General features: G+C 59.2%; 24 protein-coding genes, 1 tRNA gene and 1 pseudogene. 14 read left to right on the top strand and 12 right to left on the bottom strand.

All coding sequences use genetic code 11. The features are described 5' to 3' along the window. From WA922_RS02695 to pal, 3 genes are all read left to right on the top strand, one after another. On the top strand, positions 1-545 hold a 545-nt coding region (locus WA922_RS02695), incomplete at its 5' end, for an energy transducer TonB (protein ID WP_424770129.1). Positions 546-548: 3 nt separating this feature from the next. After that, a complete protein-coding gene (tolB, locus tag WA922_RS02690) occupies positions 549-1,940 on the top strand; it encodes a Tol-Pal system beta propeller repeat protein TolB (RefSeq protein WP_424770128.1) in 1,392 nt (463 codons plus the stop codon). A 73-nt stretch (positions 1,941-2,013) separates the two neighbouring features. Continuing rightward, entirely contained in the window at positions 2,014-2,529 is a 516-nt protein-coding gene (gene pal / locus WA922_RS02685) for a peptidoglycan-associated lipoprotein Pal (RefSeq protein WP_424770127.1), read from the top strand. 49 nt (positions 2,530-2,578) lie between these two features. Here the strand turns inward: pal and WA922_RS02680 are convergent, their stop codons facing one another. Next, on the bottom strand, positions 2,579-2,728 hold the full coding sequence (locus tag WA922_RS02680; RefSeq protein WP_424770126.1) for a hypothetical protein: 150 nt from the start codon (positions 2,726-2,728) through the stop codon (positions 2,579-2,581). Positions 2,729-2,925: 197 nt separating this feature from the next. Here WA922_RS02680 and WA922_RS02675 point away from each other — a divergent pair, with 197 nt between their 5' ends. Further along, entirely contained in the window at positions 2,926-3,462 is a 537-nt protein-coding gene (locus WA922_RS02675; protein WP_424770125.1) for a J domain-containing protein, read from the top strand. Positions 3,463-3,529: 67 nt separating this feature from the next. Here WA922_RS02675 and WA922_RS02670 read toward each other — a convergent pair whose 3' ends face one another. Together WA922_RS02670 and WA922_RS02665 are read right to left on the bottom strand one after the other, a co-directional pair. Then, positions 3,530-4,297, bottom strand: coding sequence for an SDR family NAD(P)-dependent oxidoreductase (locus WA922_RS02670; protein WP_424770124.1), 768 nt, complete (start codon positions 4,295-4,297; stop codon positions 3,530-3,532). A 64-nt stretch (positions 4,298-4,361) separates the two neighbouring features. Further along, positions 4,362-5,681, bottom strand: coding sequence for a cystathionine gamma-synthase family protein (locus WA922_RS02665; RefSeq protein ID WP_424770123.1), 1,320 nt, complete (start codon positions 5,679-5,681; stop codon positions 4,362-4,364). Between the two features lie 275 nt (positions 5,682-5,956). Here WA922_RS02665 and WA922_RS02660 point away from each other — a divergent pair, with 275 nt between their 5' ends. Further along, positions 5,957-6,694 carry a DNA/RNA non-specific endonuclease gene (locus WA922_RS02660; protein WP_424770122.1) on the top strand — a complete coding sequence of 246 codons (738 nt, stop codon included), beginning with the start codon at positions 5,957-5,959 and terminating at the stop codon, positions 6,692-6,694. A 20-nt stretch (positions 6,695-6,714) separates the two neighbouring features. On the opposite strand, the gene WA922_RS02655 is transcribed toward WA922_RS02660, so the two are convergent. The 3 genes from WA922_RS02655 to pdeM all read right to left on the bottom strand — a co-directional run bounded on the left by WA922_RS02655 (position 6,715) and on the right by pdeM (position 9,906). Beyond that, positions 6,715-8,139: an SLC13 family permease gene (locus WA922_RS02655; protein WP_424770121.1), complete on the bottom strand. Its 1,425-nt coding sequence runs from the start codon at positions 8,137-8,139 to the stop codon at positions 6,715-6,717. Positions 8,140-8,314: 175 nt separating this feature from the next. Continuing rightward, complete coding sequence (infC, locus tag WA922_RS02650; protein WP_424770120.1) at positions 8,315-8,836, bottom strand: translation initiation factor IF-3; 522 nt, start codon at positions 8,834-8,836, stop codon at positions 8,315-8,317. A 371-nt stretch (positions 8,837-9,207) separates the two neighbouring features. Next, a complete protein-coding gene (gene pdeM / locus WA922_RS02645) occupies positions 9,208-9,906 on the bottom strand; it encodes a ligase-associated DNA damage response endonuclease PdeM (protein ID WP_424770135.1) in 699 nt (232 codons plus the stop codon). Between the two features lie 44 nt (positions 9,907-9,950). Between pdeM and hemF the strand changes: the two genes are divergently transcribed. The 4 genes from hemF to WA922_RS02625 all read left to right on the top strand — a co-directional run bounded on the left by hemF (position 9,951) and on the right by WA922_RS02625 (position 15,465). Further along, positions 9,951-10,832 carry an oxygen-dependent coproporphyrinogen oxidase gene (hemF, locus tag WA922_RS02640; protein WP_424770119.1) on the top strand — a complete coding sequence of 294 codons (882 nt, stop codon included), beginning with the start codon at positions 9,951-9,953 and terminating at the stop codon, positions 10,830-10,832. Between the two features lie 209 nt (positions 10,833-11,041). Next, complete coding sequence (locus WA922_RS02635) at positions 11,042-12,916, top strand: M1 family metallopeptidase (protein WP_424770118.1); 1,875 nt, start codon at positions 11,042-11,044, stop codon at positions 12,914-12,916. 95 nt (positions 12,917-13,011) lie between these two features. Beyond that, on the top strand, positions 13,012-15,102 hold the full coding sequence (locus tag WA922_RS02630; RefSeq protein WP_424770134.1) for a RelA/SpoT family protein: 2,091 nt from the start codon (positions 13,012-13,014) through the stop codon (positions 15,100-15,102). Positions 15,103-15,105: 3 nt separating this feature from the next. After that, positions 15,106-15,465: a VOC family protein gene (locus tag WA922_RS02625; protein WP_424770117.1), complete on the top strand. Its 360-nt coding sequence runs from the start codon at positions 15,106-15,108 to the stop codon at positions 15,463-15,465. Here the strand turns inward: WA922_RS02625 and WA922_RS02620 are convergent. From WA922_RS02620 to WA922_RS02605, 4 genes and pseudogenes are all read right to left on the bottom strand, one after another. Next, positions 15,462-15,676 (bottom strand): annotated as a pseudogene (locus WA922_RS02620) (DUF1905 domain-containing protein). The gene WA922_RS02625 and the pseudogene WA922_RS02620 sit on opposite strands and share 4 nt — an antisense overlap. Next, on the bottom strand, positions 15,645-15,782 hold the full coding sequence (locus WA922_RS02615) for a hypothetical protein (RefSeq protein ID WP_424770137.1): 138 nt from the start codon (positions 15,780-15,782) through the stop codon (positions 15,645-15,647). Before WA922_RS02615 ends, WA922_RS02620 begins: the two are co-directional and overlap by 32 nt. After that, a complete protein-coding gene (locus tag WA922_RS02610) occupies positions 15,779-16,849 on the bottom strand; it encodes a peptidylprolyl isomerase (protein ID WP_424770116.1) in 1,071 nt (356 codons plus the stop codon). The genes WA922_RS02615 and WA922_RS02610 overlap by 4 nt, the downstream gene beginning before the upstream one ends. 90 nt (positions 16,850-16,939) lie before the next feature. After that, positions 16,940-17,455 carry a cyclic nucleotide-binding/CBS domain-containing protein gene (locus tag WA922_RS02605; RefSeq protein ID WP_424770115.1) on the bottom strand — a complete coding sequence of 172 codons (516 nt, stop codon included), beginning with the start codon at positions 17,453-17,455 and terminating at the stop codon, positions 16,940-16,942. A gap of 173 nt (positions 17,456-17,628) precedes the next feature. On the opposite strand from WA922_RS02605, the gene WA922_RS02600 reads away from it, so the two are divergent. Together WA922_RS02600 and WA922_RS02595 are read left to right on the top strand one after the other, a co-directional pair. Continuing rightward, positions 17,629-17,719 (top strand) — tRNA-Ser (locus WA922_RS02600). A gap of 383 nt (positions 17,720-18,102) precedes the next feature. Next, positions 18,103-19,728: an FAD-dependent oxidoreductase gene (locus WA922_RS02595; RefSeq protein ID WP_424770114.1), complete on the top strand. Its 1,626-nt coding sequence runs from the start codon at positions 18,103-18,105 to the stop codon at positions 19,726-19,728. Positions 19,729-19,788: 60 nt separating this feature from the next. On the opposite strand, the gene WA922_RS02590 is transcribed toward WA922_RS02595, so the two are convergent. Next, positions 19,789-21,054, bottom strand: a complete 1,266-nt coding sequence (locus WA922_RS02590) for an acetyl-CoA C-acetyltransferase (RefSeq protein WP_424770113.1) — start codon at positions 21,052-21,054, stop codon at positions 19,789-19,791. Between the two features lie 117 nt (positions 21,055-21,171). Between WA922_RS02590 and WA922_RS02585 the strand changes: the two genes are divergently transcribed. Both WA922_RS02585 and WA922_RS02580 read left to right on the top strand, forming a co-directional pair. Beyond that, the gene (locus WA922_RS02585; RefSeq protein WP_424770112.1) at positions 21,172-21,933 is read left to right on the top strand and encodes a crotonase/enoyl-CoA hydratase family protein; all 762 of its coding nucleotides are present in this window, start codon (positions 21,172-21,174) and stop codon (positions 21,931-21,933) included. 5 nt (positions 21,934-21,938) lie between these two features. Then, positions 21,939-23,099: a CaiB/BaiF CoA transferase family protein gene (locus tag WA922_RS02580; RefSeq protein ID WP_424770111.1), complete on the top strand. Its 1,161-nt coding sequence runs from the start codon at positions 21,939-21,941 to the stop codon at positions 23,097-23,099. Between the two features lie 103 nt (positions 23,100-23,202). Here WA922_RS02580 and WA922_RS02575 read toward each other — a convergent pair whose 3' ends face one another. Continuing rightward, complete coding sequence (locus tag WA922_RS02575; RefSeq protein ID WP_424770110.1) at positions 23,203-23,910, bottom strand: hypothetical protein; 708 nt, start codon at positions 23,908-23,910, stop codon at positions 23,203-23,205. A 222-nt stretch (positions 23,911-24,132) separates the two neighbouring features. Between WA922_RS02575 and WA922_RS02570 the strand changes: the two genes are divergently transcribed. Further along, a complete protein-coding gene (locus tag WA922_RS02570) occupies positions 24,133-24,435 on the top strand; it encodes a GIY-YIG nuclease family protein (RefSeq protein WP_424770133.1) in 303 nt (100 codons plus the stop codon). Positions 24,436-24,601: the final 166 nt, after the last annotated feature.

The following is a 24,601-nucleotide window of genomic DNA, read 5'->3' as shown; positions in this document are numbered from 1 at the left end:
CCTCTGCTGCGCCCGCAGCCCGCCAGCAGCCGCCCCGCCGCCCTGATACCGCCGCCAGCCGCACGTCGTCCCGTACGGCCTCCCGCACGCCGCCCCGCACATCGCCGCCTGCACCGCCAGCTGCCGCTCGGCGGTCGGGCGGTAACCGCGTGGGCGCGGATTTCTTGCCCGGCTCTGGTGAAAGCACCACTACCGCGGAAACCCGCGCGCCGGCCAGTAATTTCGGGCCGAGCGAGCGGGCTGCGCTGGGGTCTGCGATCCGCCGTCAGCTGCGCCCGCACTGGTCAGGCCGCGCACCGCAGGGGCTTGAGGCAGAACAATTGGTCACGGTATTAAGCTGGGAAATGAATCCCGACGGGTCGCTGAAAGGCCCGCCCCGCGTGCTGAGCCAGTCGGGTATTACCGATGCTAACCGCGCCCAGGCACAGCGCCATGCGGAAATCGCCATACGTGCGGTGCAACTCGCCGCACCGTTCGATCTGCCGGAGGAATTTTATGATAGATGGAAACTGGTCCGTGACTGGCAGTTCGACAGAAGGCTTTAGATAATGCGCTTTGCAACTCTCTTTTTGACTATGGGCCCCGCGCTCCTGCTTGCCGCGCCTCTCGCCGCGCAGGATCTGGGTGCACCGGTCCCGGTGTCGGAGGCGGTCGAGACCGTCGACGAAGATTTTGGCCTTTCGGGCAGCGTGACGGACGAGAGTGACTGGCAGGATCTGGGCATAGCGATCGCCAATTTTGCCACCGACAGCGATGTTGCCACTGCGGCAAGCAACAGCGGCACCGCCGGTCTGGGCAGGCAACTGGCCGATGTGGTATTTAACGACTTGCGCAATAATGGCCTGTTCGCGCCGATCGGCCCCGATGCTTTGCCCAATCCGACATATCCGCAGATCACTGCGCCTGACTGGCCGATCTGGTCCAACCGCAGCGCGGAAATGCTGGTTCACGGTTATGTCCGGGCGCGCGCTGATGGCCGTTTGACAGTCGGATGTTATCTCTATGATGTGACCCTGCGCGATGAACTGGCGCGCGCCGGATGGGTCGTTCCGCCCGGTGACTGGCGGCGCGCGGCGCATAAATGTGCCGATCTGGTCTATTCGCGCCTGACCGGCGAACAACCGTTTTTCGATAGCCGGATTGCCTATATTGCTGAAACCGGCCCGAAGGATAATCGGACCAAACGTCTGGCCATCATGGACAGTGACGGGGCCAATCACCGTTTCATCACCACGGGCCGCTCGACCGCGCTGACACCGCGTTATTCCCCTGATTACCGCAAGCTGATGTATCTAAGCTATGTTGACGGCAATCCGCGCATCTATATTTACGATATCGGCACTGGCCGCCAGACGCTGGTGACCCAAAGCACCAATCCGACATTCGCCCCGCGCTGGTCACCCGATGGCCGGTGGATTCTCTACTCGATGGCTGTATCGGGCAATACCGATATATACCGCGTCTCTGTCGATGGTGGTCCAAGCGTGCGCCTGACCAATACGCCGGGCATTGATATTGGCGGATCATATTCCCCCGATGGCAGCAAAATCGTGTTTGAAAGCGACCGTTCCGGCAGCCAGCAGCTCTATGTGATGAACGCCGATGGCTCGGATCAGAAACGGATCAGCTTCTTTGGCGGACGGGCCGCGACACCCGAATGGAGCCCGCGCGGCGACCAGATAGCCTTCACCCATATTGGCGGCAATTTCCGGATTGCGGTGGTCAGCCCGGGCGGCGGCAGTCTGCGCTATCTGACCGATAGCTGGCAGGACGAGGCACCGACATGGGCGCCCAACGGACGGATCGTGCAATTTTTCCGGACAGAACGCGGATCGGGCCGGACCGGCCTGTGGCAGGTTGATCTGACCGGCAGCAATGAACGTAAATTACCGACACCGGTGGACGCATCGGATCCCGCATGGGGGCCCATTTTGCCGTGAGCCATTTCAGGAAGCGTGATCGGCCTGTTCAGGTGATGTTTGATAGTTTGAATTTAGCGTAAGGAGACGCATTGTGACTATACGTTTTACGACAATTCTATTGCTGGCGGGCACTGCTTCGCTGGCCGCATGTAAAACCACCGCGCCTGACATATTGCCGCCAGACCCGGCTCCCACCACGCAAAGCACCGGCCCCGCCAATACGGTTCCTGCTGGCCCTGTGGTCGGTTCGCAGGAACATTTCGTCAATGGTGTCCAGGGTCAGAATGTCATCTTTTTTGATACCGACCGGTTCAACATTGACAGCGATGATGTGGCCGCTTTGCAAAGCCAGGCGCAGTATCTAATGCGCAACCCCGGCGTGAATATCACCGTGGAAGGGCACGCAGATGAACGCGGCACGCGCGAATACAACCTTGCTCTGGGCGAGCGGCGCGCCAATGCAGCCAAGAATTATCTCGTCAGTCTGGGCGTGCCGGCAGACCGGATGCGGACAGTCAGCTATGGCAAGGAACGTCCGGTCGCGACCGGCTCAAACGAGCAGGCATGGGCACAAAACCGCCGCGCCGTGAGTGTGGTTATCCGCTGATATAGTGTGGGTGGAGCGGCTGTGCTTCGGCGCTTCACCCATGCGCGGCCTAATGGCTTTTGGCCGAAACGCTCAGATGCGCTGCATTTGCGGCGTCATGACCCCGTTCGTCATGCAGCTTAGTCACCGCGACTGACAGCGCGAACAGCGTCATTGTCAGCGCAGAAATCGTTGCAGAGAGGGAGAGTTGTTTCGTCATTGGCGGCTTTCACGTCGTATGTCACCGCGCTGTAACGCGGATATATAAACAGTGTATTGCAGTGCAACATTTCCCGATGCAGCTGGTTCCCGGCCTATCCGCGCTCGCCCCTTTCAAAAGGCTGTAATCGCGGGTAAACACGCTGCCATGCAATACAAACAGTCTTCATACCGCCGCAATGGCAGGCGGCATTTCCGATGAGCGGGCGCGGGCGCGCCACAAATTTTGGCTTCCCGGCCTGGGGCAGCTATGGCAAGAGCCGTGACGCAGTGGCGCAGAAAGAGTGCGACCGTCACGGCTGCAGCGAGGCAGGGCTGTGCCCTGCGCCCAAATCCCCCAACAGCCCCGACCGGTGGTATTTCTGCCAGAAGCACGCGGCGGAATATAATCGCGGCTGGGATTATTTTGAAGGGCTGGACAAAGAAGCCGCTGCCGAGCGTCAGCGCACCGAACAGCGCGATGCCAATGCCTATGCCGAGGCATCGCATTATGGCTGGGCTGGCGGATCAGGAGATGGATCGCGCAGCAAGGACGAAATGCTCGCGCTGGAAATTCTGGAGCTGGAAGCCGACGCCGATTTCGACGCAATCAAAAAATCCTTCCGGATCAAGGCCAAGGGGCTTCACCCTGATGTAAATCCGGGCGATAAAGAAGCGGCCAGGGAATTCGAAAAAATCTCGGTCGCCTATGAAGTGCTGAAACAAGCCGAAGACCGCCGTGTGTGGAAGGGGTAGCAATCCCGCGCATTCGCGACAGCGGCCCAGTATAACACCCGCGCCGGTCTGCTACTGGCGGGCCCGCCTAATTATCATTCCACCACGGCGTATCGCCGTGCGGGCGAATATCGAGTTCATGCGTCCAGCAATTGCGCGGTTGATGCGCCAGATGCCAATAAGTATCCGCGACCGCCGCCGGGTCAATCATGCCGTCATCGCCTCTGGACTGTTTGTAAGCGTCAAAATGCTCACCCAGCATTTTGCCCAGCGTGTCAGGCGCATCGACCGGGCCATCGATTACCACATGCGCCACGTGAATGCCCCTGGGCGCGAATTCGGCATTCAGCGTCTGGCATAGCATCCGCCGTCCGCCCATTGCCGCTGCGTGGCTGTGCTGGCCCGCATTGCCGCGCATGGCCGCTGTGGCCGAGGTGACCAGCAAGGTGCCGCGCCCGCGTTCGGCCATATGCGGCAAGAGCGCGGATGCCAGCCGGAAGGGCGCAAATGTCGCCAGCCGCCAGCCCATTTCAAACGCCTTGTAACTGGTATCCGCCAATGCCCGATTGCCAATCTGTGCACCCAGATTAAACAGCGCGCAGTCGATCGGGCCGGCGGCCTGCTCAACATCTGTGACCAGATCCTCGATGGTGTCCGGCAGAGCCGCATCGATCAGCCTGCCGCTGGCCTCTCCGCCCGCATCATTGATCTGATCGACCAGCCGGTGCAGACCCTCTTCATCAGAACGGCGGGCGAGGACAATGCGGTATCCCCCGGCGGCGAAGCGTTTGGCGACATGTCCGCCAATCCCTGCGCCTGCGCCAAGGATCAGACAGACCGGTTTTGATGGCGCCATCGTTCATTCCCACTCGGTTACTGGACGGATCGAGAAATAGCCTGTTCGCGCTATCACCCCTGTCCTATACTGCTGCCAACGCCTGATCGAAATCGGCAATCAGATCATCGGGGTCTTCAATACCGATCGATATCCGCACCAGATTGGGGGTGATGCCCAATTGCGCCTTGCGGTCATCAGGCACGGACAGATGCGTCATCGCGGCGGGGCAACTGGCGAGCGTTTCTGTCCCGCCAAGGCTGACCGCCAATTTGGCAATTTTCATCGCATCGAGGAAACGGAACGCTTCTGCTTCTCCGCCCTTTACGAACAGCGAAAAGGTGCTGCCCGCACCGCTGCAATGCCGGTTATAAATATCCTGCTGGCGGGGGTCGTCGATAAAACCGAGATAGCCCAGCCCATCGACTTTGGGATGGTCTTTCAGAAACGCGCAGACTTTCGCAGCATTTTCGCCCGCCCGTTGCATCCGCAGTTCCACCGTTTCGAGCGAACGGAGCAGCATCCATGCGGTATTGGGATCAGCAATGCCGCCCATCGTGTTGCGGAGCGCGCGCACCGGATTTATCCAACGTTTGGCGCCAGCGATACTGCCCGCCACCAGATCCGAATGCCCGCCCACATATTTGGTCAGAGAATAGACCACGACATCGGCGCCGTGATCCAGCGGCCGCGACCAGAGCGGGCCAAGGAATGTGTTGTCAATCGCGATGGGCGTACCATCGGCATCGAGAACCGCATCGCGCGCATCGCGCACGGCCTGCACATCAACCAGCGCATTGGTTGGGTTGGCCGGGCTTTCGAGATAGACCATCGCGACCTTGCCGCCCTGCGCATTCGCCTGTTCTTTGGCCTTAGCCAGCACCCCATCCAGTTCTGCGCGCGTGGCGCCGGCGGCAAAATCGATATAGGTGATCCCGAATTTGCTCAGCACTTTGGCAACGAAGCCTTCGGTTGCGGCATAGAGCGGGCCGGAATGGACAATCACATCACCGTGATTGCAATAGGCCAGCATCATCACGGTGATCGCGGTCATCCCGCTGGAGAATGACAGCGCATCCTCTGCGCCGTCCCAGATCGCCAGACGGTCCTCAAGAATTTCCTGATTGGGGCCATTAAACCGCGAATAGACGAGGCCTTCCGCGCCGCCCGGGCGTTTGCCGGTGATCCCTTCAAAATGGCGTTTACCCGCAGCCGAGTTTTCAAACGCAAATGTCGATGTCAGGAAAATCGGCGCTTTCAGCGATCCCTCGGACAAAGCCGGATCAAACCCGTGGCCCATCATCAATGTCGATGGTTTCAACTCGCGGCCCGCAATTGTGGTGACTTTGGGTTTGGGGTTGCGGCGCGGGGTGGGTGTGGTCACGGCATCGGTTGAATCGGGCATAGAGGTGCTTCCTATTGAAACGCCCCCAGGAAGGCAGGGGCTGGCATGGCTACGGGCCGCCCGCTCCTAACCTCCGCAGGAACGCATCTGTCCGGGCATATGGCGGCTTATACGACAGACGGTGACGTAGCGGCATCATGCGGCCCCTTCAACTGGTTACAGATGAAATCACCATCGAAAATCTTGCGTCTGTGCTGGCCGGGCGCGTGTGACGCAGGTCACTTCATCCAGGCGCCGCGGCGTGATAGGTTGCGCGTGCAGATCAGGAGAGAGATATGAACGACCCGTTTCAAATGCAGTCGGAACTGCGCTATGGCGCGCCCAAATGCGACGAGATTTTAACTGGGCGCTATTCCTCCATCGGATATTCTTGGTATTTCCGGCAGGCGAAATGGGCCCTGGAGATCGTCAACCGCAACCGCGAGCTCGTGGCGGATTTACCCGATGTCGAGCGGCTCAATAATTTTCGTGCGGATACGCGTATTCCGCGCCGGTTCCGCGCCGGTCTGCGTGCCTATAAGGGCAGCGGATATGATCGCGGACATTTGGTCGCGAGCGCCAATCAGGATCTGCAGAATATCCAGAATAGCGAGACATTTCTGCTGTCGAACATGTCCCCCCAGCACAAGGATCTGAACCGCCAGAAATGGCGGATGTTGGAAGAGGCTATCCGCGCGCTGGATGCCAGCGACAGCGTGCTCGAAACCTATGTCCTGACCTGCCCGATATTCTATTTCGGCCAGGTGGTGGAGACGATCGGCAAGGATTCAAAATATTTCGGGATCGATGTTCCGATACCCCATGCCTTTGTTAAAAGCGTGCTGACAGAAAACAAACGCGGCCAGTTTGATCTGTGGACGTTTGAAATGAAAAACGAAAAACAGGACGGCGACCTACAGGATTATCTGGTCAACACCTATGATATGGAACAGATTGTTGGCGGGCGTTTCTGGGACCGGATCAGCGGCGGCGACCTGCATGACCAGAAGAGTAAAATTCCGAAAATGTGGTAACAGCGCGGCGGCGCTTGGCCTCAACCGATCAGCGCCGCCATTCCCCACACAATACCCACGATCATAAATACGCCGATACAATCGAGCACCAGCCCCGCGCTGACCATGCGCTGCAAGGCGATGTGGCCGGTGGACCAGGCAATCGCATTGGGGCCGGTTCCGGCGGGCAGCATAAAGCCCCAGCTGGACGCCAGAGCAGCCGGCATGGCGAGCAGCACCGGATCAACCCCCATTGCAACTGTCAGGCTGGCGACCACCGGTATGATCGCGCTGGCGGTCGCGACATTGCTGGCAAATTCGGTAATCACGATCACCATCGCGGCCAGTGCCAGCGCGGTGATGATCAGCGGCACGGCGGCAAGCGGAAGCAAGGCATCGCCCAGCCATTGGGCCAGACCCGACGCGCTCATGCCCGCTGCCAGAGCCAGTCCGCCGCCAAACATCATGATAACGCCCCACGGCGCGCGGTCCGCCTCTGCCCAGTTCAGCAATTTTCGCCCCGTTCCATCGGGCAGCATGAACAGCAGCAGCCCCGCCGCCACAGCAATCGTCCCATCGGTTAGCGATCCGTCGGGCAAATAGGGTTTGAGCAGCGGCGTGGCCATCCACAAAGCGAAAGTAATGGCGACCAGCGGGACCAGCCGCTTTTCAGGCGCGGTCCATGCACGCTGCGACCCGATCGACGCGCGCGCTGCGGCTGCATCAAACGGATGCGCGGATACGCGCTGCACCTTGGCGATGATAAACGCCGCAACCGGTATGCCGGTCATCACGATCGGCACGCCGTACAGCGCCCATTCGGCAAAGCTGATCTGGACCCCGATCATGGAACTGAGCAGCGCGACCGCAATGCCATTGGTGGGCGATCCGACAATCGTACCCAGCCCGCCGATTGTCGCGGCAAAGGCTATTCCCATCGGCAGCGCCCCCGCCAGGCCGTCTCTATCATCCGCCAGCACCCCGCCGCCAGCCAGCACGGCCAACGCCATCGGCATCATGATGAGCGAAGTGGAGGTGTTGGAAATCAGCATCGACAGCACCGCCGCGCTGATCATGAACGCCAGCAGCAATTTGGCGCTGCCGTGGCGCGTACCGCTGCCCGATCCCACAGCTTTCAAAATCGCCAGCGACAGCCGCCGGTGCAATCCAGTCCGCTCGATCGCCAGCGCGATAAACGCGCCGCCCAGTATCAGGAACAGGATCGGCGCATAATAGGCGCTGGCGGTTTCGCGTGCCGTCATGACCCCGGCGAAGGGCAGAACGATGAACGGCAGCAATGCGGTGGCAGTCAGCGGGATCGCCTCGGTCATCCACCATGCCGCCATCCACACCACCAGGCCCGCAACGATCCATGCCTGCGGCGGCATTCCTGCGGGCGGGGTGAGGACCAGCGTGAGCGCAAAGGCGGTAAGGCCAAGGATAAATCCGATGCGCTGTGCTGTCATAGCGTGCTGCCCCCAATCGCTGCAGCCCAGACGTAAGATATTGTCAGTCCGCTGTATAGCGCGGGGTTGGTTGGCGAGACTTGGCGAGCCCTGGCGCGATAGGCAAATGACCCAAACATAAAGGGCGCAGTATTTACCGCGCCCTTCTTTAAAGTCAGTCGATAGTCGGCCTGTTTTACTTGGGCGACAGCACCATCAGCATCTGGCGGCCTTCGAGTCGCGGAAATGCTTCGACTTTGGCGACTTCGGCGGTGTCATCCTGCACCCGTTTGAGCAGGTTCATGCCCAGTTCCTGATGCGCCATTTCGCGTCCGCGGAAGCGCAGGGTCAGTTTCACCTTGTCACCATTATCGATGAATTTGAAGACATTGCGCATCTTCACGTCATAATCATGCGTGTCGATATTGGGGCGCATTTTGACTTCTTTGATGTCCTGTGTTTTCTGGCTTTTGCGCGCCAGATTGGCTTTTTTCTGGGCTTCAAAGCGATATTTGCCAACATCAAGGAACTTACATACGGGCGGGTCTGCGTTGGGCGAAACCTCAACCAGATTCAGGCCAACGCCAGCCGCCTGTTCAATTGCTTCATTGGTGTACATGACGCCGATATTCTCTCCGGTCTCGTCAATGACGCGGACCTTATCGGACTGGATGTATTCATCGTAGCGCGGGCCGCTCTTTGTGGGCGGCGTGTTCATGCGCCGGGGTGGACGGGCTATGGGGTATTCTCCTGAATAATTGTGTTGCTACGGTGTACTTAGTGGGGATTCGGTTTGAGTGCTAGGGGTGATTATCGGTTTTAGTGCCGGGCGTGTTTGTTTGCGGAGTTTCTTGTTTGGACCCTGCGGGCGCTATGCATCCGCATAGCTTGCTTCCTCGCATAAGCTCGGGCGGCCAGTCGGCCTTGCGGTCGGCTGGTCGCCGACCGGATCATTCCAAGTGTTGGATTTCTAAACTGCTCTTGATCGCGGCAGCCATAGGGCCAACCGGCCCGCCCGCAGCGACGCGATCTATGATCGCATGAGCGAGGACATCGCGCGCCCGGATGGGCGTGCGCACACAAAAACTCCTACCCGCTCTTCCACAACGGAAACTGCACCAGCTTTCCCGCAGCCGGCAACATCGCATCAATTCGGCTGGCGGGCTGCAATGCGTTGATAATCGCCGGGTCAGCGGCGTCCATCCCGCCAGTGAGCGCACCGAAGGCCGGCAGGATCATTCTGCCGCCATAGCCGCTATCATTATCCGGCGTACTGACCACGGCGCAGGGTTTGCGGATGCGCCGTTTGCGCACGCTGATGTGGAGGCGCGGATGGAAATGGCCGGAAAATTCGGGCCGTGTCTCGCCCTGCTTGGCTTCATGGCGCAGCACCATTCCGGCGACCGCAATCTCTTCTGCGATGGTGCCGCCAGTGCGCGCTTCCATATGGGGATCATGGTTGCCGGTGATCCATACCCAATCGACCGCTCGGGTGAGAGCGGACAGCATACCTGCGGCATGCGGCTCCAGCCGGACAGAGCCTTCGCTATCGTGGAAATTATCACCCAGTGTAAACACCCGCCGCGCACCGGTTTCCCGGATCGCCAGCGCCACACGCTCCAGCGTTTCGCGGCTGTCATAAGGGGGCAGCATCTGCCCGTGCCCGGCATAAAAGCTCGCTTTTTCCAGATGCAGATCGGCCACCAGCAGAGCCGCCTCGCCCGGCCAATAGAGCGCGCCCGAAGTGGTCAAAGCGAATTCATGATTGGCGAACGAAAGGGGAACCATTGATCTCACTTGCCGCAGCGAATGGATAATGGCAAGCCGCAAGCATGACAGATCACATGATTGATGCCGCTGCGCTGAATATCCAGCATACCGCCCGCGCAAAAGACTGGTTCGAGGAGCTGCGCACGCGGATCACCGATGAATTCGAGGCGATCGAGCGCGAGGCGGGCAGCGATGCATCGTTCACGTTCACCGAATGGAGCCGCGAGGAAGAGGGCAATGACGATCCCGGCGGCGGCGTGCAGGGCCTGATGAAAGGCAAAGTGTTCGAGAAAGTCGGCGTCAATGTCTCGACCGTGCGGGGCAGTTTTTCCAAGGAGTTCGCCGGTAGCGTTAACGGCGCGAGCGCGGAAAATCCCGGCTTCACTGCTACCGGCATTTCTCTGGTCGCGCATATGGCCAACCCGCATGTCCCCGCAGTCCATATGAACACGCGTTTCCTGACCACCGGCAAGGCATGGTTCGGCGGCGGCGCGGACCTCAATCCGCCGATCCCCTATGAGGACGACACGGCGGATTTCCACGCCGCCTTCCGTGCGGCCTGCGCAGCGCATAATCCGGTCTATTATGACAGGTTCAAAAAATGGGCGGATGAGTATTTCTACATCCCGCACCGCAAGTGCCACCGCGGTGTTGGCGGGATATTCTACGATCATATGGAATGTGATGATACGGCTGCGTTCGAGCGTAATTTCGCCCTGACGCAGGATGTCGGCAAGACCTTTCTGGGCATTTACCCCGCCCTGGTCCGCCGCCGAATGGATAGCGATTTTACCGATGCCGACAAGCTGCAACAATTGGAATGGCGCGGTCGCTATGCCGAATTTAATCTGGTCTATGACCGGGGCACGCTGTTTGGCCTGAAAACCGGCGGCAATATCGATGCCATTTTGATGAGCCTGCCGCCAGAGGCAGTGTGGAGTTGAGTTGAGCTGGGTAGAAAGCGGTCGCACCTATCACCTGCCCCCGCGGTGTAAGCAGCTTTGCGCCGGATGGCGGCGCGCAAGCGTGGGGGCGCTGCGATGCATTACTGGCGCCGCCGCCATTGCGGGTGATGGGCGGGCACTTGTTCATCGCCGATTGATCGGCGAGCGGCTAAGCCACACTGAATTTCTTTTTCTACCGGAGCTTCTCCATGCGTTTTCTCGCTCTTTTTGCCCTGCTATTCCTAAGTGCGTGCGAGCTGCCGCCGGAGGATGCGGGGTCCGGCGCGGCCCCGATCCTGACCAGCGAAGATGCGGTGGATACGCAAACATTCGCCCAGCCCGAAGTGGCACGGGTGACGCATGTCGCGCTCGACTTGGAGCTCGATTTTGACGCGCAAAGCGTGGCCGGAAGCGCGACGCTTGATATCGATGCCGCCGAGGGTGCGGATACGATTATCCTCGATCAGGACGGGTATGTGGTGGAGGCGGTAACCGACGGAGATGGCACCGCGCTCGCCTATCAAACGGGCGCAGTGGAAGAAGGCAAAGGCGCGCCGCTGACGATCACGATGGGCGATGCGCGCACAGTGACCATCGCCTATTCCGCCAAAGATGCCGCCGCGCTGCAATGGCTGACGCCCGATCAGACAGCGGGCAAGACGCACCCCTATCTGCTCAGCCAGGGCCAAGCGACTTTGAACCGCACATGGATCCCGACCCAGGACAGCCCCGGCATCCGCCAGACGTGGGAGGCGCGGATTGTCCTGCCCGATGATTTAACTCCGGTAATGTCGGGCCTGTCCGGTGGAGAGCCAGAGGCAGCAGGAGAGGGCATGCATGCTTTCACATTTGCAATGGACAAATCGGTCCCGCCCTATCTGATCGCGATTGCCGCCGGTGATATAGTATTTCAGGAGCTCGGCCCGCGTTCGGGCGTGTGGAGCGAACCGTCCATGATAGAGGCAGCCGCGGCAGAACTGACCGATACAGAAGCGATGATCGACGCAGCCGAAAAACTCTACGGCCCCTATCGCTGGGGCCGCTATGATATGATCGTGCTGCCGCCCGCTTTCCCCTATGGCGGGATGGAAAATCCCGTGATGACTTTCCTGACTCCGACCTTCATTGCTGGCGACCGCAGCCTGACCGGGCTGGTCGCGCATGAGCTGGCGCATAGCTGGTCAGGCAATCTGGTGACCAATGCCAATTGGACCGATAGCTGGCTGAATGAAGGGGTAACGTCTTATTTTGAAAACCGCATTGTCGAGGAAATATACGGCAAGAAACGCGCTGATCAGGAGGCGGCGCTGGCGTATGCGAATATCGAGGAAACCTTGGCCGAAGTGGGCATGGACGCACCGGGCACATCGCTGCATCAGGCGGTGAATCTCGATTCCATCGGCAGCGCGATCATCTATGACAAGGGCGCCTATTTCCTGCGCACGGTGGAAAGCATTGTCGGGCGTGATCGGTTTGATGCGTGGTTGCAGCAGTGGTTTGACAATCACGCATTCCAGCCAGCGACATCGGCAATGCTGCTGGCCGATATGGAGGCCAATCTGGTCAAGGACGAGGCCGAAGCCAAGACGCTGATGCCGCGCGAGTGGATTTACGAACCCGGCCTGCCAGTGAATGTGGCCAAGCCCGATCCGGCTGCTTTCGCGCACGTGGATGCTGCCGCCAAAGCCTTCACCGACCGGCGCGAACTGGATGAGGCGGCATGGGCGGATTGGACCTCTGCCGAACGCCAGCGTTTTCTGGGTAATCTTCCGCGCCAACTGATGGAGGCAGAGCTGGCCGCGCTGGATGCGGCGCTGGGTCTGTCCGCCTCCGCCAATAATGAGGAGCTGTTCCTGTGGCTTGATCTGGCGCTGGAAAACCGAAACGAACGCGCGGTGCCAGTGGCAGAAGAATTCCTGATGAATGTGGGCCGCCGCAAATTCGTCGCGCCTTTGTTTGAAACGCTGATGGAGCAGGGGCCTTGGGGCCAGCCGATTGCGCAGCGCATCTATGCCAAAGCGCGTCCCGGCTATCACTCGGTTACACGGGGAACAGTGGACGGGATTGTCGGTGTTGAGGGTTAGCGTGCACGAAGGTGTAAAAGCCGCACGACGCTGAAATATGCAGTCAGCGCAAAAAGGCGTTGCAATGGCGCGCAATCGCTTCACTATTGATGGCGATGCTACGCCAATATGAACTTGTGGAGCGGGTCCTTGCGTATGACCCGGACGCTGACGAGGCGCTGCTGAACCGTGCCTATGTCTATACGGTGCAGAAACATGGCACTCAGAAACGGGCCAGCGGTGACCCCTATTTCAGCCATCCGGTAGAGGTCGCCGGACTGATGACTGATCTGCAACTGGATCAGGCAACGATTATCACCGCGCTGCTGCATGATACGGTCGAGGATACTCTGGCGACGATAGAGGATATCGAAAAGCATTTTGGCAGCGAAGTCGCGCGGCTGGTCGATGGGGTGACCAAGCTCAGCAAAATTGAGGCGATGCCCGAAGATGAGCGCGCGGCGGAGAATTTGCGCAAATTCCTGCTCGCCATGTCCGAGGATATCCGCGTGCTGCTGGTCAAACTGGCGGACCGGATGCACAATATGCGCACGCTGCATTTCATCAAATCACCCGATAAACGCCGCCGCATCGCGCGCGAGACAATGGATATCTATGCCCCGCTGGCAGAGCGCGTCGGCATGTATGAATATATGCGAGAGATGCAGCAGCTCGCGTTTGAGCAGCTGGAGCCGGAGGCCTATAAAACCATTACCGGGCGGCTCGAGCAGATTCGGATGCAGGATGGCGGGCAGGTGGATGCGATTGCGCTGGCGATCAAACAGGCGCTGGCAGAGGCGGGTTTGCAAGTCGAGGTTGGCGGGCGCGAGAAGCATCCATTTTCCATCTGGAAGAAAATGGCGGAGCGGCATGTGTCCTTTGAACAGGTCACAGATATCATGGCTTTCCGTGTTATCACAGAAAACGTGGCCGAATGTTACCGCGCGATGGGTGTGCTGCATACTGTTTGGCAGTTCATTCCGGGCAAGTTCAAGGACTATATCTCTACCCCCAAGAACAATGGGTATCGCAGCCTGCATACCTCGCTGATCTATGAAAATTCGATGCGGGTAGAGGTACAGATTCGCGACCGCGCAATGCACCAGACCAACGAATTCGGGCTGGCCGCGCATTGGGCCTATAAACAGGGCGACCGGCCCGATGGGCAGGTGGGGTGGCTGCGCGATCTGATCGAGATTGTCGATGCCAGCCATGATGCGGAGGAATTGCTCGAACATACGCGCATGGCGATCTATCAGGACCGCATTTTCGCTTTCACACCCAAAGGCGCGCTGCACCAATTGCCGGTTGGCTCCACCCCGGTTGATTTCGCTTTTGCCGTTCACACCGATCTGGGCGCGCAGACGGTTGGGGCGAAGATCAATGGCCGCCATATGCCGCTGCGCACCGCGCTGCATAATGGTGATGTGGTGGAGATCATTAAAAGCAAGAAAGCCGTGCCGCAGCTAAGCTGGCTCGGCTTCGTCGTTACCGGTAAAGCGCGTGCTGCGATCCGCCGCGCCGTTCGTCTGAAAGACCGCGAGGAAGTGGTCGAAATCGGGCGCAAGCTGTTTGAGGATATTGCCAGCCGTGTGCCAGCAAAGATCGGCAGGAAAGCGACCGGGGATGCGGTCAGGCGGCTCGAAATGCATGATGCCGATGATCTGATGCACGCCATCGGTGCAGCCAAGATTGAGGACCGCGATGTGATGGAGGCGCTGGTTCCCGGCTGCACCGCTGATATGGAAGGGCGCGAAGATTGGAACCGGCAGGAAAAAGCCATTTCCATACGCGGTTTGACGCCGGGGGCGGGCTTTCAGTTGGCGCAATGCTGCCACCCTGTACCAGGCGACCGGATTGTTGGCCTGCGCAACCCCGGTACCGGGGTAGAGGTTCACGCGATCGACTGCCTGAAACTGGCCACCGGTGTCGATGCCGATTGGCTCGATCTAAGCTGGGGCAAAGCGTCCAAAGGCGCCGTCGGGAAATTGCGCGCGACGCTGTATGACCGGCCTGGCGCGCTGGCCGAAATGGCGGGAATTTTCGGGCAAAACATGGCCAATATCCGGGCGCTGGAATTGTCGCAGATTGAACAGCCTTTCGGCGTGTACGAGGTTGATCTGGAAGTGCAGGATCTGGCCCATTTCACCCGCATATTGAGCGCGCTGCGTGCAAGCGATGCGGTCGCGCAAGCGGAGCGGGTGTAGAGCGTGATTACCGGGATTGATCATGTTCAGCTTGCCATGCCGCCCGGAGGCGAGGAGGATGCAAGAGCGTTTTTCACCGGCGTTCTGGGTTTGGCAGAAGTCCCGAAACCGGCCAATCTGGCAAGGCGCGGCGGATGCTGGTTTGTAGGCGGAACGGCACATATCCATCTGGGAGTGGAAGAAACGTTCAGCCCGGCGAAAAAAGCCCATCCCGCTCTTCTGGTTGATGATCTGGAAGCGCTTAAATTACGGCTTGCGGAAAAAGGGGTGGCGTTCACCGCCGGTAAGCCACTCGAGAATTATATTCGCGGTGATATCAGCGATCCATTCGGCAATCGTATTGAATTGATGCAGCGCCTTTAGAAACGCAGCGTTACTGCCGCTTCGCCGCCGTCTTCCAGGCCAGCAGCCTTGCGGATTGGTTTCTTCACCGGAAGCAGCCAGCCATCCTTGTCATTCTGCGGAAAAACGAAGTTTGCCATTCGTTGTCACCAATCTTCGCAGTAACCTTAATACCGCCCCAGCCTCGCTTGCCGGGATTTTCAAGCTTTCGCATCCGCGCGGTTCCGGACAAAGCCTCGCCCGCTGCACCATCGATTGTCAGAAAGAACCAGCTTACCCCCGTGACTGGCTCGCCAGTGCCACAGCGTGGCGGTGCGCGTGACAGTTTCTTCGTTCATTCTGCTGCATCAGCGGTGCGCCGTACCGGCACCGGAATATTGCAGATATCCGCCCCGCCAGCTGGCAGGATAAAGAATGGATCGCGGCGGTTTGCACGGGCATCGGCATAGCGGGCGAATGTGTCGCTTTCGGTCGAAAGATATTCAAATGCGGGCTGGTCGGCATCGGGCAAATCACTCGCAATGCGAACCGACACGATCGGTGTGCGTTTGCCAAATTCATCCTCGGTATAGAACCCCAACGCGCCCGATCCGCGCGGCAGGCTGGAAAGATGCTCCATCCCTTCCACGATCCGGCCAACGAGCGCGATATTCCGGTCCAGATGGCGCGGTGCATGGCCAATGACAGTGTAGAGTTCCGCGCCAGAACCGGTGTCGGGTGAATAGCCGCGTCCCACACCGACCATGCCGTAGCAATGGACAGGCCAAGCCTGGAAAGAAGCGAGATCAGTCGCGACTGGCCAGCCATCAGCGAAGCGTGTCTGATGGGAATATGGATCATTTGGAAAGCGGAGCTGTCTGGCCCGCATTTGATCCCGAAAAGCCTGCGCGTCATCAATAATTTTTGAGAGACAGGCTGTATCTTCGGCTGCGCAAGTCTGAATAGGTGAAGGAGCATTTTCCGGAATCGGTACCCTTGATAGAACGACCGAGTAATGTCTCTCAGACACATTACGTAGTCCATCCGGCAACGCCCTCGCCTCGCCCTCGGCCTCGGGATTATCGTAATTGGGATCACCCCATTGGACGACGTAATTATCCTGCACGCGGTTGACGGTGATCCCGTCATACCATTTGGCGCGGGCAAATGTGCGGATGTTCTCTACCCAGCCCTGGCTGAACGGCACGGGCATGAGCTGGATGATGACTGTGCGCGCATCACCCTTTGGGCCGGGTTCCAGCGTCATCACCAGCACATCGCTCGCCGGAATGCGCACCCACGCCTTTTCCGGCGCCATATCGATGATTGCATTGGGGGAAGGCGCGCTTTCGGGCGCGGCATCCTGTGCCCGTGCAGGGGCGGTAACCAGGCAGAGCGCGGCGAGTATCAGGCTTGGTTTTCTCATCCATCCATGCTGCGGCCCCGGGGCTGAAAACACAAGTCAGAAACCGTTTGGGATAGGCCGCGCCCGGCAGATGGCGCGGCAGCCGCAGTGTCAGCCAAACAGAGCCAGAACCGCGACCAGAATGATGGTATATGCCAGAATACCCACCGCAATATAAGTAAGCCCGCCGCCGCTCAGCGCCGTGGCGCGCGTCATCTGGGTCAATTGGGACAATAGCTGCGGCCAGGTGTAAGATACAAAATCACCTTGCGACATAACCGCAATCAGCTTGCCTTGCTCGTCAACCACAGGCAGCCGGCGGAACCGTTCATTGGACATAAGCCGCAGCCAGTCCAGCATGTCATCATCGGCATTTGCCAAACGCAGCTGCGTCGTCATAATATCGCCAACACTGGTTTTGGCCGGATCGCGTCCTTCGGCAATCAGGCGGCGGAAAATATCCCGTTCGGTCATCATGCCGATCGGTTTATGTGCAGCATCGACCGCGATGATCGAGCCAAAGTTTTTCTCCGACATGCGCTTCACTGCATCGACGACAAGATCGCCTGGATCGCAGACTAAAGGCGGGGTTTTTGTCGCAAATTCTTTGCGCTCGCTAATTTTCATGCGGAATACCTTTCTTTAAGCCTCACCGCAACCATAATGCGCGGTAAATCGTATTGGTTCCGCCGCCTTGTGCGCTGGCTCTGCCTATATGTGTGGGCAAAGCCCCTTTCCAAAACTCGGCGGCGCGGCTAGAGGGCCTCTTTCGCCGGGAGGTTCACGCCTGATGGTGATGGGGACACGTGGCCGAGTGGTCGAAGGCGCACGCCTGGAAAGTGTGTAAACGGTAACCCCGTTTCGTGGGTTCGAATCCCACCGTGTCCTCCATGAAAAGGGTCCCGTTACGGGGCCCTTTTCTGGTTTGGTGAACGGCCCCCGTGCGTTTCGCCGCCCAATCCTCCCTTTGGCACAGACGCGATCCGCTGCGGCGTGTATCTCGGGTCAAAACCTTCATATCCCGCGCGGCGCGGCGTGAAAATGATGGTGATATCACGCGCAACGGCCCGCCGGGAAAGGCTGGTTGCCTTACCAGGGGCAGCTGTGCTCTGGACCGCGTTGATTCTGACGCCGCTAAGGGATTTGACCAATGTTTCAAACCGCGCTCTGCTGCATGGGTTGATCCTGATCCTAAGCCTTGCCCGGCGCGTGCCCGGCATTACATGAGGATGCAGGAATGGCCGATGCCGAAACTGGCTGGAAGGGGATGTAGCATGGAAACGATTGGCGCAGATCTTGACATAATGCGCCGGCAACCGCTGGCTGATGCGCATGTTGCGGCGCTGCGCCAGATATCCAGCCCAGCCGAGTATTCCGCTGGCGATATGGTGGCAGAGGTCGGTGACCCGATGGACCGGTTTGTCTATGTACTCGAAGGGGAGATTGAGGTCGTGAACCCCTATTCGGGGGAACGGTGGATTGAATCCACTCTTGGTCCAACCCAGTTCATGGGCGAAATCGCCTTTTTGAACGAGGGGTCCGTTACGACCCTGCCAATGCGCGCGGCCAAGCCCACCCGGACGCTGGAAGCCAGGCGGGCCGATATGCTCAAACTGATGAGCGACATCCCCGAACTGTCGGACCATGTCATCACCGTGTTCTCCGCCCGCCGCCGCGCGCAGTTTGAACAAAGCCGCAGCACGATCAAATTGATCGGGGCAGACCGCGATGCGAAGGTTCAGCGCGTTGCCAGCTTCCTGTCGCGCAACCGCATCCCTTTCCAGTCATACGATATGGATAGCGCGGATCAGGAAACAGAGCGCCTGTGTGATCTTTCGGCGCATAAACCGTCGGTGATCTATGCCAAGGATCATGTGGTGGACGACCCGTGCCCGCGCAAGGTCGCGCGGCTGCTCGGCCTTGATCTGAATGTCGAACAGGGCCTTGAATATGACGTGCTGATTGTTGGCGGCGGCCCTGCCGGGGTTGCCGCAGCCGTATATGCCGGGGCCGAAGGGCTGAGCGCGCTGGTGGTGGAAGATATCGCCATTGGCGGACAGGCCGGCACGTCGAGCCGGATCGAAAACTATATGGGGTTCCCGACCGGAATATCGGGCGCAGATCTGGTCTATCGCGGCCAGATACAGGCGATGAAATTCGGTACGCGCTTCGCCATGCCGCGCCGCGTAGAGGCCTTGGAGAAGCGAGCGGATGGCAGTTTCTGCGCGACGCTGGATGGCGGCGATATTGTCTGTGCCAAAGCGGTGTTGGTGGCAACCGGTGTGCAATACCGCAAGCTTGCTCTGGAAGGCCGGGAGGAGTTTGAGGGCGCCGGCGTATTTTACGCAGCGACCGAAATGGAATCGCGTTTCTGCAGCCAGAAGCCGGTCGCGATTATCGGAGGCGGGAACTCGGCAGGGCAGGCGGCGATGTATCTCTCCCGCGCGGCGAGCCATGTGCATATCCTGATCCGCGGCGGCAGTCTGGCGGATTCCATGTCGTCCTATCTGCGCGACCGGTTGGAAGCCGATCCGAAAATCACTATCCATTACAGCACGCAGGTCAGCGCGCTCAGCGGCGATCGCTGGCTGGAGCGTATCCGCTTGCAAACGGCGAATGGTACCGAGGATATGGAGTGCGGTGGACTGTTTATTATGGTCGGCGCCGCGCCCAATACACAGTGGCTGAGCGGGCTGGTGGAGCTGGACGAAAAAGGCTTTGTCAAAACCGGCGAGATGATCGCAGAAGCTTCCCCGTTCAAAACATCGGCAGACGGGATATTCGCGGTTGGCGATGTCCGCGCGGGTTCAGTAAAGCGCGTCGCATCGGGAGTGGGCGAAGGCTCTGTCGTGATATCGGCGATGTGGGCGCATGTGAACGGCATCACAGCAAGCGCATAACGAAAACGGCGATCGGGCCTGTGCCAGATCGCCGTTGCAGTCTCTCATATTTGCGCGTGATCACACGAAATCGTCGACCCGTTCGATTATGATCGCCGGGGCCATGCCGCCCGCTGCACACATGGTGACGAGGCCGTATCGGCCACCGGTTTCTTCCAGCTCGTCCAGCACCGTACCGATCAGGATGGAGCCGGTCGCGCCAATCGGGTGGCCGAGCGCAATCGAGCCGCCATTGACGTTCACATTGTCCCAGCTGAGGCCGAGATCAGTGACGAATTTATGCGCCACAACGGCGAAGGCTTCGTTGATTTCCCACAGGTCGATATCGTCTTTGGTCAGGCCCGCCTTGGCCAGCACTTTCCTGGCGGCAGGTACGGGCGCGTTCAGCATCAGCGTTGGATCATCGCCCATATTGGCGGTCGCGACGATGCGCGCGCGCGGTTTCAGGCCGTTTTCTTTGGCATAGCCCTCGGACGCTACCAGCACGCCCGCGGCGCCATCGACCACGCCTGAACTGTTTCCCGCATGGTGGAAATGCGTGATCTCCAGATCAGGATATTTCTGTTTCACCAGGCCGGCAAATGTCGTGCCATTGGCATCAAGCGGAACATTGGCGATTTTTCCGAAGGCGGGCTCCAGCTGGGCAAGGCCTTCGAGCGTAGTTTCAGGCCGCGGATATTCGTCCTTGGCGAGGATGACGTTGCCCTCATCATCGACCACTGGGACCACGCTTTTATCGAACTTGCCCGCCTTGATCGCGGCATCGGCGCGCTGCTGGCTGCGGAAACCAACCGCATCCAGATCTTCACGGCTATAGCCCTCGATACTGGCGATCGCATCGCCGCAGATACCCTGATGCGATTGCGGATGGACCGCTTGCAGCCGCTCATTATAGCTGCCCATCATGGCCGGCTTGATCCCCGCCGCCATTTTCTCCTTCATCATTTCAGCAGTCAGGCTCATCATTTCGGTGCCGCCCGCAATGACGCAATCTTCCATGCCCGACATCACTTGCGCCGCTGCGAAATTAACCGAGGTAATCCCGCCGCCGCAGAAGCGGTCGAGAGTCGTCCCGCTCGAGCGTATATCATAGCCCGCATCGAGCGCCGCCATGCGGCCCAGATCGCCCGCCTGCTTGCCGTCCTGGGTGGAGGTGGACCAGATCACATCATCGACAGTGCTGGTGTCGAGAGTATTGCGGTCCTTCAGAGCTTTGAGAACCGTGGCGGCCAGATGCTGGGGATGCTCGTTTGCCAGCGCGCCTTTGCCCCGCTTGCCAATCCCGCGCGGCGTGCGGACGGTGTCGATAATATAGGCTTGGGCCATAATGCAGGATCCTTGATTGCGTGCAGAAGTCAGGTGACACGCTAGTTCACCTAGTTATATATGTCAGTCAGACATTGGCGGCAAGTGACCGCACGATACAGATGAGGGAGAGCACCGATGACCCAAGACGTTCTGACGCAGGAAGAAGACGGCATTCTGATCATCACGATCAACCGGCCCGAAGCCAAAAACGCGATGACCAAGGCGGCATCAGAAGCGATTGCGGCGGCGCTCGACCATCTGGATGCAAGCGACGATCTGCGCGTGGGCATTCTGACCGGTGCGGGCGGCACGTTCTGTTCGGGCATGGATTTGAAAGGCTTCCTGAAAGGCGAACGGCCTTCGGTTGAGGGGCGCGGTTTTGGCGGTTTGACCGAGCAGAAACCGGTGAAGCCTCTGATCGCAGCGGTGGAAGGATATGCTCTTGCGGGCGGTCTGGAACTGATGATTGCGTGCGATCTGGTGGTCGCCAATGACAAGGCGAAATTCGGTATTCCAGAGGCTAAGCGCGGCCTTGCGGCGGCGGCTGGCGGGTTGATGGTGCTGCCCGATTTGATCCCGCATAAGGTCGCGATGGAGCTGGCGCTGACGGGTGATTTCATCACGGCGCAGCGGGCCTATGAGCTGGGCATGATTAACCGCGTGACCAGCGGTGATGCGATGGCTGCAGCCAAGGAACTGGCCGCGTCGATCACGGCCAATGGCCCGACTGCGGTGCGCGTGTCCAAGCAGATTTTGGACGATTCGCGCGGCTGGTCTTTGGAAGAACGCTACGACAAGCAGGCAGAGCTGCTGCCGCAAGTGTTCATGTCGGAAGATGCGCGCGAAGGCTCGCTTGCCTTTGCTGAAAAGCGTGCGCCCAACTGGACGGGTAAATAAGCCTTATGGCCGAAACGAAGAGCGGCCCCTTATCAGGAATTCGCATCGTGGAATTTGCCGCAATCGGGCCCGGTCCGTTTTGTGGGATGATGCTGGCCGATCACGGCGCAGAAGTTATCCGGATTGACCGCGCCAGTGGCAGCCGTGGCGGCTCAACCCCGCTCAGCACCAGGGATGTATTGGCGCGGGGGCGCAAGTCGATCGCGATCAATCTCAAGTCTGCACAAGGCGTGGCTCTGGCGCGTAAACTCTGCGCCAGTGCCGATGGTATTATCGAGGGGTTCCGCCCCGGTGTGATGGAGCGGCTGGGCCTTGGCCCTGATGAACTGCTCAAAGATAATCCCGGGCTCGTTTACGGCCGGATGACGGGCTGGGGACAGACCGGCCCCTATGCGCAAGCCGCCGGTCATGACATCAACTATATCGCGCTGGCCGGGGCGCTGGCGCATTTCGGGCGCAAGGGTGAGAAACCTACTCCGCCGATCAATATGGTGGGCGATTTTGGCGGCGGCGGGATGATGCTGGCATTTGGCATGTCCGCTGCCCTGCTCAATGTCGCGCGCGGAGGGAAAGGGCAGGTGATCGACTGCGCCATGACGGATGGTACCGCGGCGCTGATGGGCATGATTACCGGCATGAAAAATATGGGCGTCTGGTCGGAAGAACAAGGCGCCAATATGCTCGATACCGGTGCGCATTTCTATGACACATATGAAACCGCAGACGGCAAATATATCTCCATCGGCAGCATTGAACCGCAATTCTATGCCGAGCTTCGGCGGCTTGCCGGACTGGACGGGGATGCGGCTTTCGATGCCCAGCATGACCGTGCAGCCTGGCCTGAATTAAAGGCGAGGCTCACCGATCTGTTCAGGACCAAAAGCCGCGCCGAATGGGGCGCGATCATGGAGCATACCGATGTGTGCTATGCCCCCGTGCTGACCATGAGCGAAGCGGCGCAGCATCCGCATAATGTCGCCCGGCAGACCTTTGTCGAGATTGCGGGCGATATGCAGCCAGCCCCCGCACCGAGGTATAGCGGCACCCAAACCGCCACGCCCGCGCCTGCGCCTTTGCCGGGTGATGATACCGATGCGATTTTGGAATCGCTGGGTATGGGCGAGAGTGACGCGGCGGCATTGCGCGATGCGGGCACGATTGCCTGAATGAGGATATTGGCATTCGGCTGACACCCGCTTGACACTTGCTTGACACAATTGACACTGTGTCAAGCGGGCGGTTTTTCGCTAACTACCTGAAATACAGATATTAATCTTCTGTGTCCTCGATAGGGCTGGCGGAGGGAGGGCCCCCGGCCTCTGTGCTCTTTTCTGCGCTTTCTTTGGCCGCATCATCAGCGGCGTTTTCATCCATAACTTCCTCCGCAGATTCCTCCGTCTCTGTGCGAAAGCGCAGTTCCCACTCTTTTTCGGGGTCGAGATGCCATTCTTCCGGCCCGTGCTCGACGCGGTCGATCAGCCCCGCCATATCATCGGCTGCAAAGGCACTGGCGCCCTCATATTCTTTTGGCTCTGGCCGGGCGAGAGTGCGGCGCATGGATAGAAGCGACAGCGTCAGCCGCTCGTCATACCGGCGCGATGTGCCGACCAGCTCGCCATTGTAATAATGCGGCACCTCAACGCCGTTGAGCGCGCGGTCCAGCGCCGCCTCCGCCAGAACATCAAACCGCGTGACAAAGGCCGCCTCCCACGCCGCATCAAACGGCTCGCCGCGTAACTTTGCGCGGAGCTGATAGGCGGATTGCCGCGACATCCCCACCGCCCGCGCCGCCGCCGCAACATTATGCGTGGCGGATAATTCGCGCAGAAACGCTGCTTGGCGTGCGGGCGTCCAACTATTGTGCTGCTGGGTAGCGGGAAGAGTGCCGCGGGAAGTTTGGTCAAAGGTTTCAGGGGTTATCGGCGCAGACGAAGCATCGGCGCGGTCAAACGAACGGGGATCAGGATGTGTGCTCATCCGCGATCATAAGGCAGATTATGCGCGGGTAGGAAAATGGTTTGTTTGTACATATTGCTCAAATGCTGAAAACAACCTCCAATCGTCATTGCGAGGAGGCAAAGCCGACGCGGCAATCCAGAGTTAGCGCCATACCGCCCGAGAATGCGTCACGTCGTTCCTAAGAAAAAAGGCGGACGGTTTTGGCTTGCGGAGCACACGGTTGTCAGTCACGTTCCATCCATGCCGCGCGAATTTCAACCCGCCGTTTATATTATGGCAAACCGCCGTAACGGTACCATTTATGCCGGGGTTACATCCGACCTGCCAAAGCGCGCATGGCAGCACCGCGAGAGCGCGTTTGACGGCTTCTCAAAACGCTATGGCTGTAAATTGTTGGTCTGGTACGAACTCCACGCGACGATGGAATACGCTATCTTGCGTGAGAAACAGATCAAGGCTGGTTCAAGAACGAAAAAACTTGCCCTGATCGAGGCTATGAATCCGCAATGGCGCGATCTGTATCACGATATTTGCGGGCCTTGAGAATGTTGTCATTGCTGGCAGGGCTAGGCTGCTATTTGCCCCCTCGATCGTCATTGCGAGTGACCAAAGGTCGCGCGGCAATCCAGAGGCGGGTGCAGAATTACACTGGATTGCTTCGCGTTGCTCGCAATGACGAAATAAAGGAGTGAGGTGGCGAAGACGACTC

Source organism: Pontixanthobacter sp. (assembly GCF_049682855.1).
Classification (GTDB): domain Bacteria; phylum Pseudomonadota; class Alphaproteobacteria; order Sphingomonadales; family Sphingomonadaceae; genus Pontixanthobacter.
The sequence above is the reverse complement of the archived record's forward strand: the minus strand, read 5'-3'. Positions and strand labels throughout refer to the sequence as shown.

Excerpts from the sequence above, each read along its gene's own strand:
- hemF (WP_424770119.1), top strand. The coding sequence starts at position 9,951 with ATGACAGATCACATGATTGATGCCGCTGCGCTGAATATCCAGCATACC.
- WA922_RS02635 (WP_424770118.1), top strand. The coding sequence starts at position 11,042 with ATGCGTTTTCTCGCTCTTTTTGCCCTGCTATTCCTAAGTGCGTGCGAG.
- WA922_RS02680 (WP_424770126.1), bottom strand. The coding sequence starts at position 2,728 with ATGACGAAACAACTCTCCCTCTCTGCAACGATTTCTGCGCTGACAATG.
- WA922_RS02585 (WP_424770112.1), top strand. The coding sequence starts at position 21,172 with ATGACCCAAGACGTTCTGACGCAGGAAGAAGACGGCATTCTGATCATC.
- WA922_RS02610 (WP_424770116.1), bottom strand. The coding sequence starts at position 16,849 with ATGAGAAAACCAAGCCTGATACTCGCCGCGCTCTGCCTGGTTACCGCC.
- WA922_RS02670 (WP_424770124.1), bottom strand. The coding sequence starts at position 4,297 with ATGGCGCCATCAAAACCGGTCTGTCTGATCCTTGGCGCAGGCGCAGGG.
- WA922_RS02580 (WP_424770111.1), top strand. The coding sequence starts at position 21,939 with ATGGCCGAAACGAAGAGCGGCCCCTTATCAGGAATTCGCATCGTGGAA.
- infC (WP_424770120.1), bottom strand. The coding sequence starts at position 8,836 with ATGAACACGCCGCCCACAAAGAGCGGCCCGCGCTACGATGAATACATC.
- WA922_RS02570 (WP_424770133.1), top strand. The coding sequence starts at position 24,133 with ATGCCGCGCGAATTTCAACCCGCCGTTTATATTATGGCAAACCGCCGT.
- WA922_RS02615 (WP_424770137.1), bottom strand. The coding sequence starts at position 15,782 with ATGAACGAAGAAACTGTCACGCGCACCGCCACGCTGTGGCACTGGCGA.
- WA922_RS02655 (WP_424770121.1), bottom strand. The coding sequence starts at position 8,139 with ATGACAGCACAGCGCATCGGATTTATCCTTGGCCTTACCGCCTTTGCG.
- WA922_RS02630 (WP_424770134.1), top strand. The coding sequence starts at position 13,012 with ATGCTACGCCAATATGAACTTGTGGAGCGGGTCCTTGCGTATGACCCG.
- WA922_RS02675 (WP_424770125.1), top strand. The coding sequence starts at position 2,926 with ATGAGCGGGCGCGGGCGCGCCACAAATTTTGGCTTCCCGGCCTGGGGC.
- WA922_RS02590 (WP_424770113.1), bottom strand. The coding sequence starts at position 21,054 with ATGGCCCAAGCCTATATTATCGACACCGTCCGCACGCCGCGCGGGATT.
- WA922_RS02660 (WP_424770122.1), top strand. The coding sequence starts at position 5,957 with ATGAACGACCCGTTTCAAATGCAGTCGGAACTGCGCTATGGCGCGCCC.
- WA922_RS02575 (WP_424770110.1), bottom strand. The coding sequence starts at position 23,910 with ATGAGCACACATCCTGATCCCCGTTCGTTTGACCGCGCCGATGCTTCG.
- WA922_RS02665 (WP_424770123.1), bottom strand. The coding sequence starts at position 5,681 with ATGCCCGATTCAACCGATGCCGTGACCACACCCACCCCGCGCCGCAAC.
- pdeM (WP_424770135.1), bottom strand. The coding sequence starts at position 9,906 with ATGGTTCCCCTTTCGTTCGCCAATCATGAATTCGCTTTGACCACTTCG.
- WA922_RS02595 (WP_424770114.1), top strand. The coding sequence starts at position 18,103 with ATGGAAACGATTGGCGCAGATCTTGACATAATGCGCCGGCAACCGCTG.
- tolB (WP_424770128.1), top strand. The coding sequence starts at position 549 with ATGCGCTTTGCAACTCTCTTTTTGACTATGGGCCCCGCGCTCCTGCTT.
- WA922_RS02605 (WP_424770115.1), bottom strand. The coding sequence starts at position 17,455 with ATGAAAATTAGCGAGCGCAAAGAATTTGCGACAAAAACCCCGCCTTTA.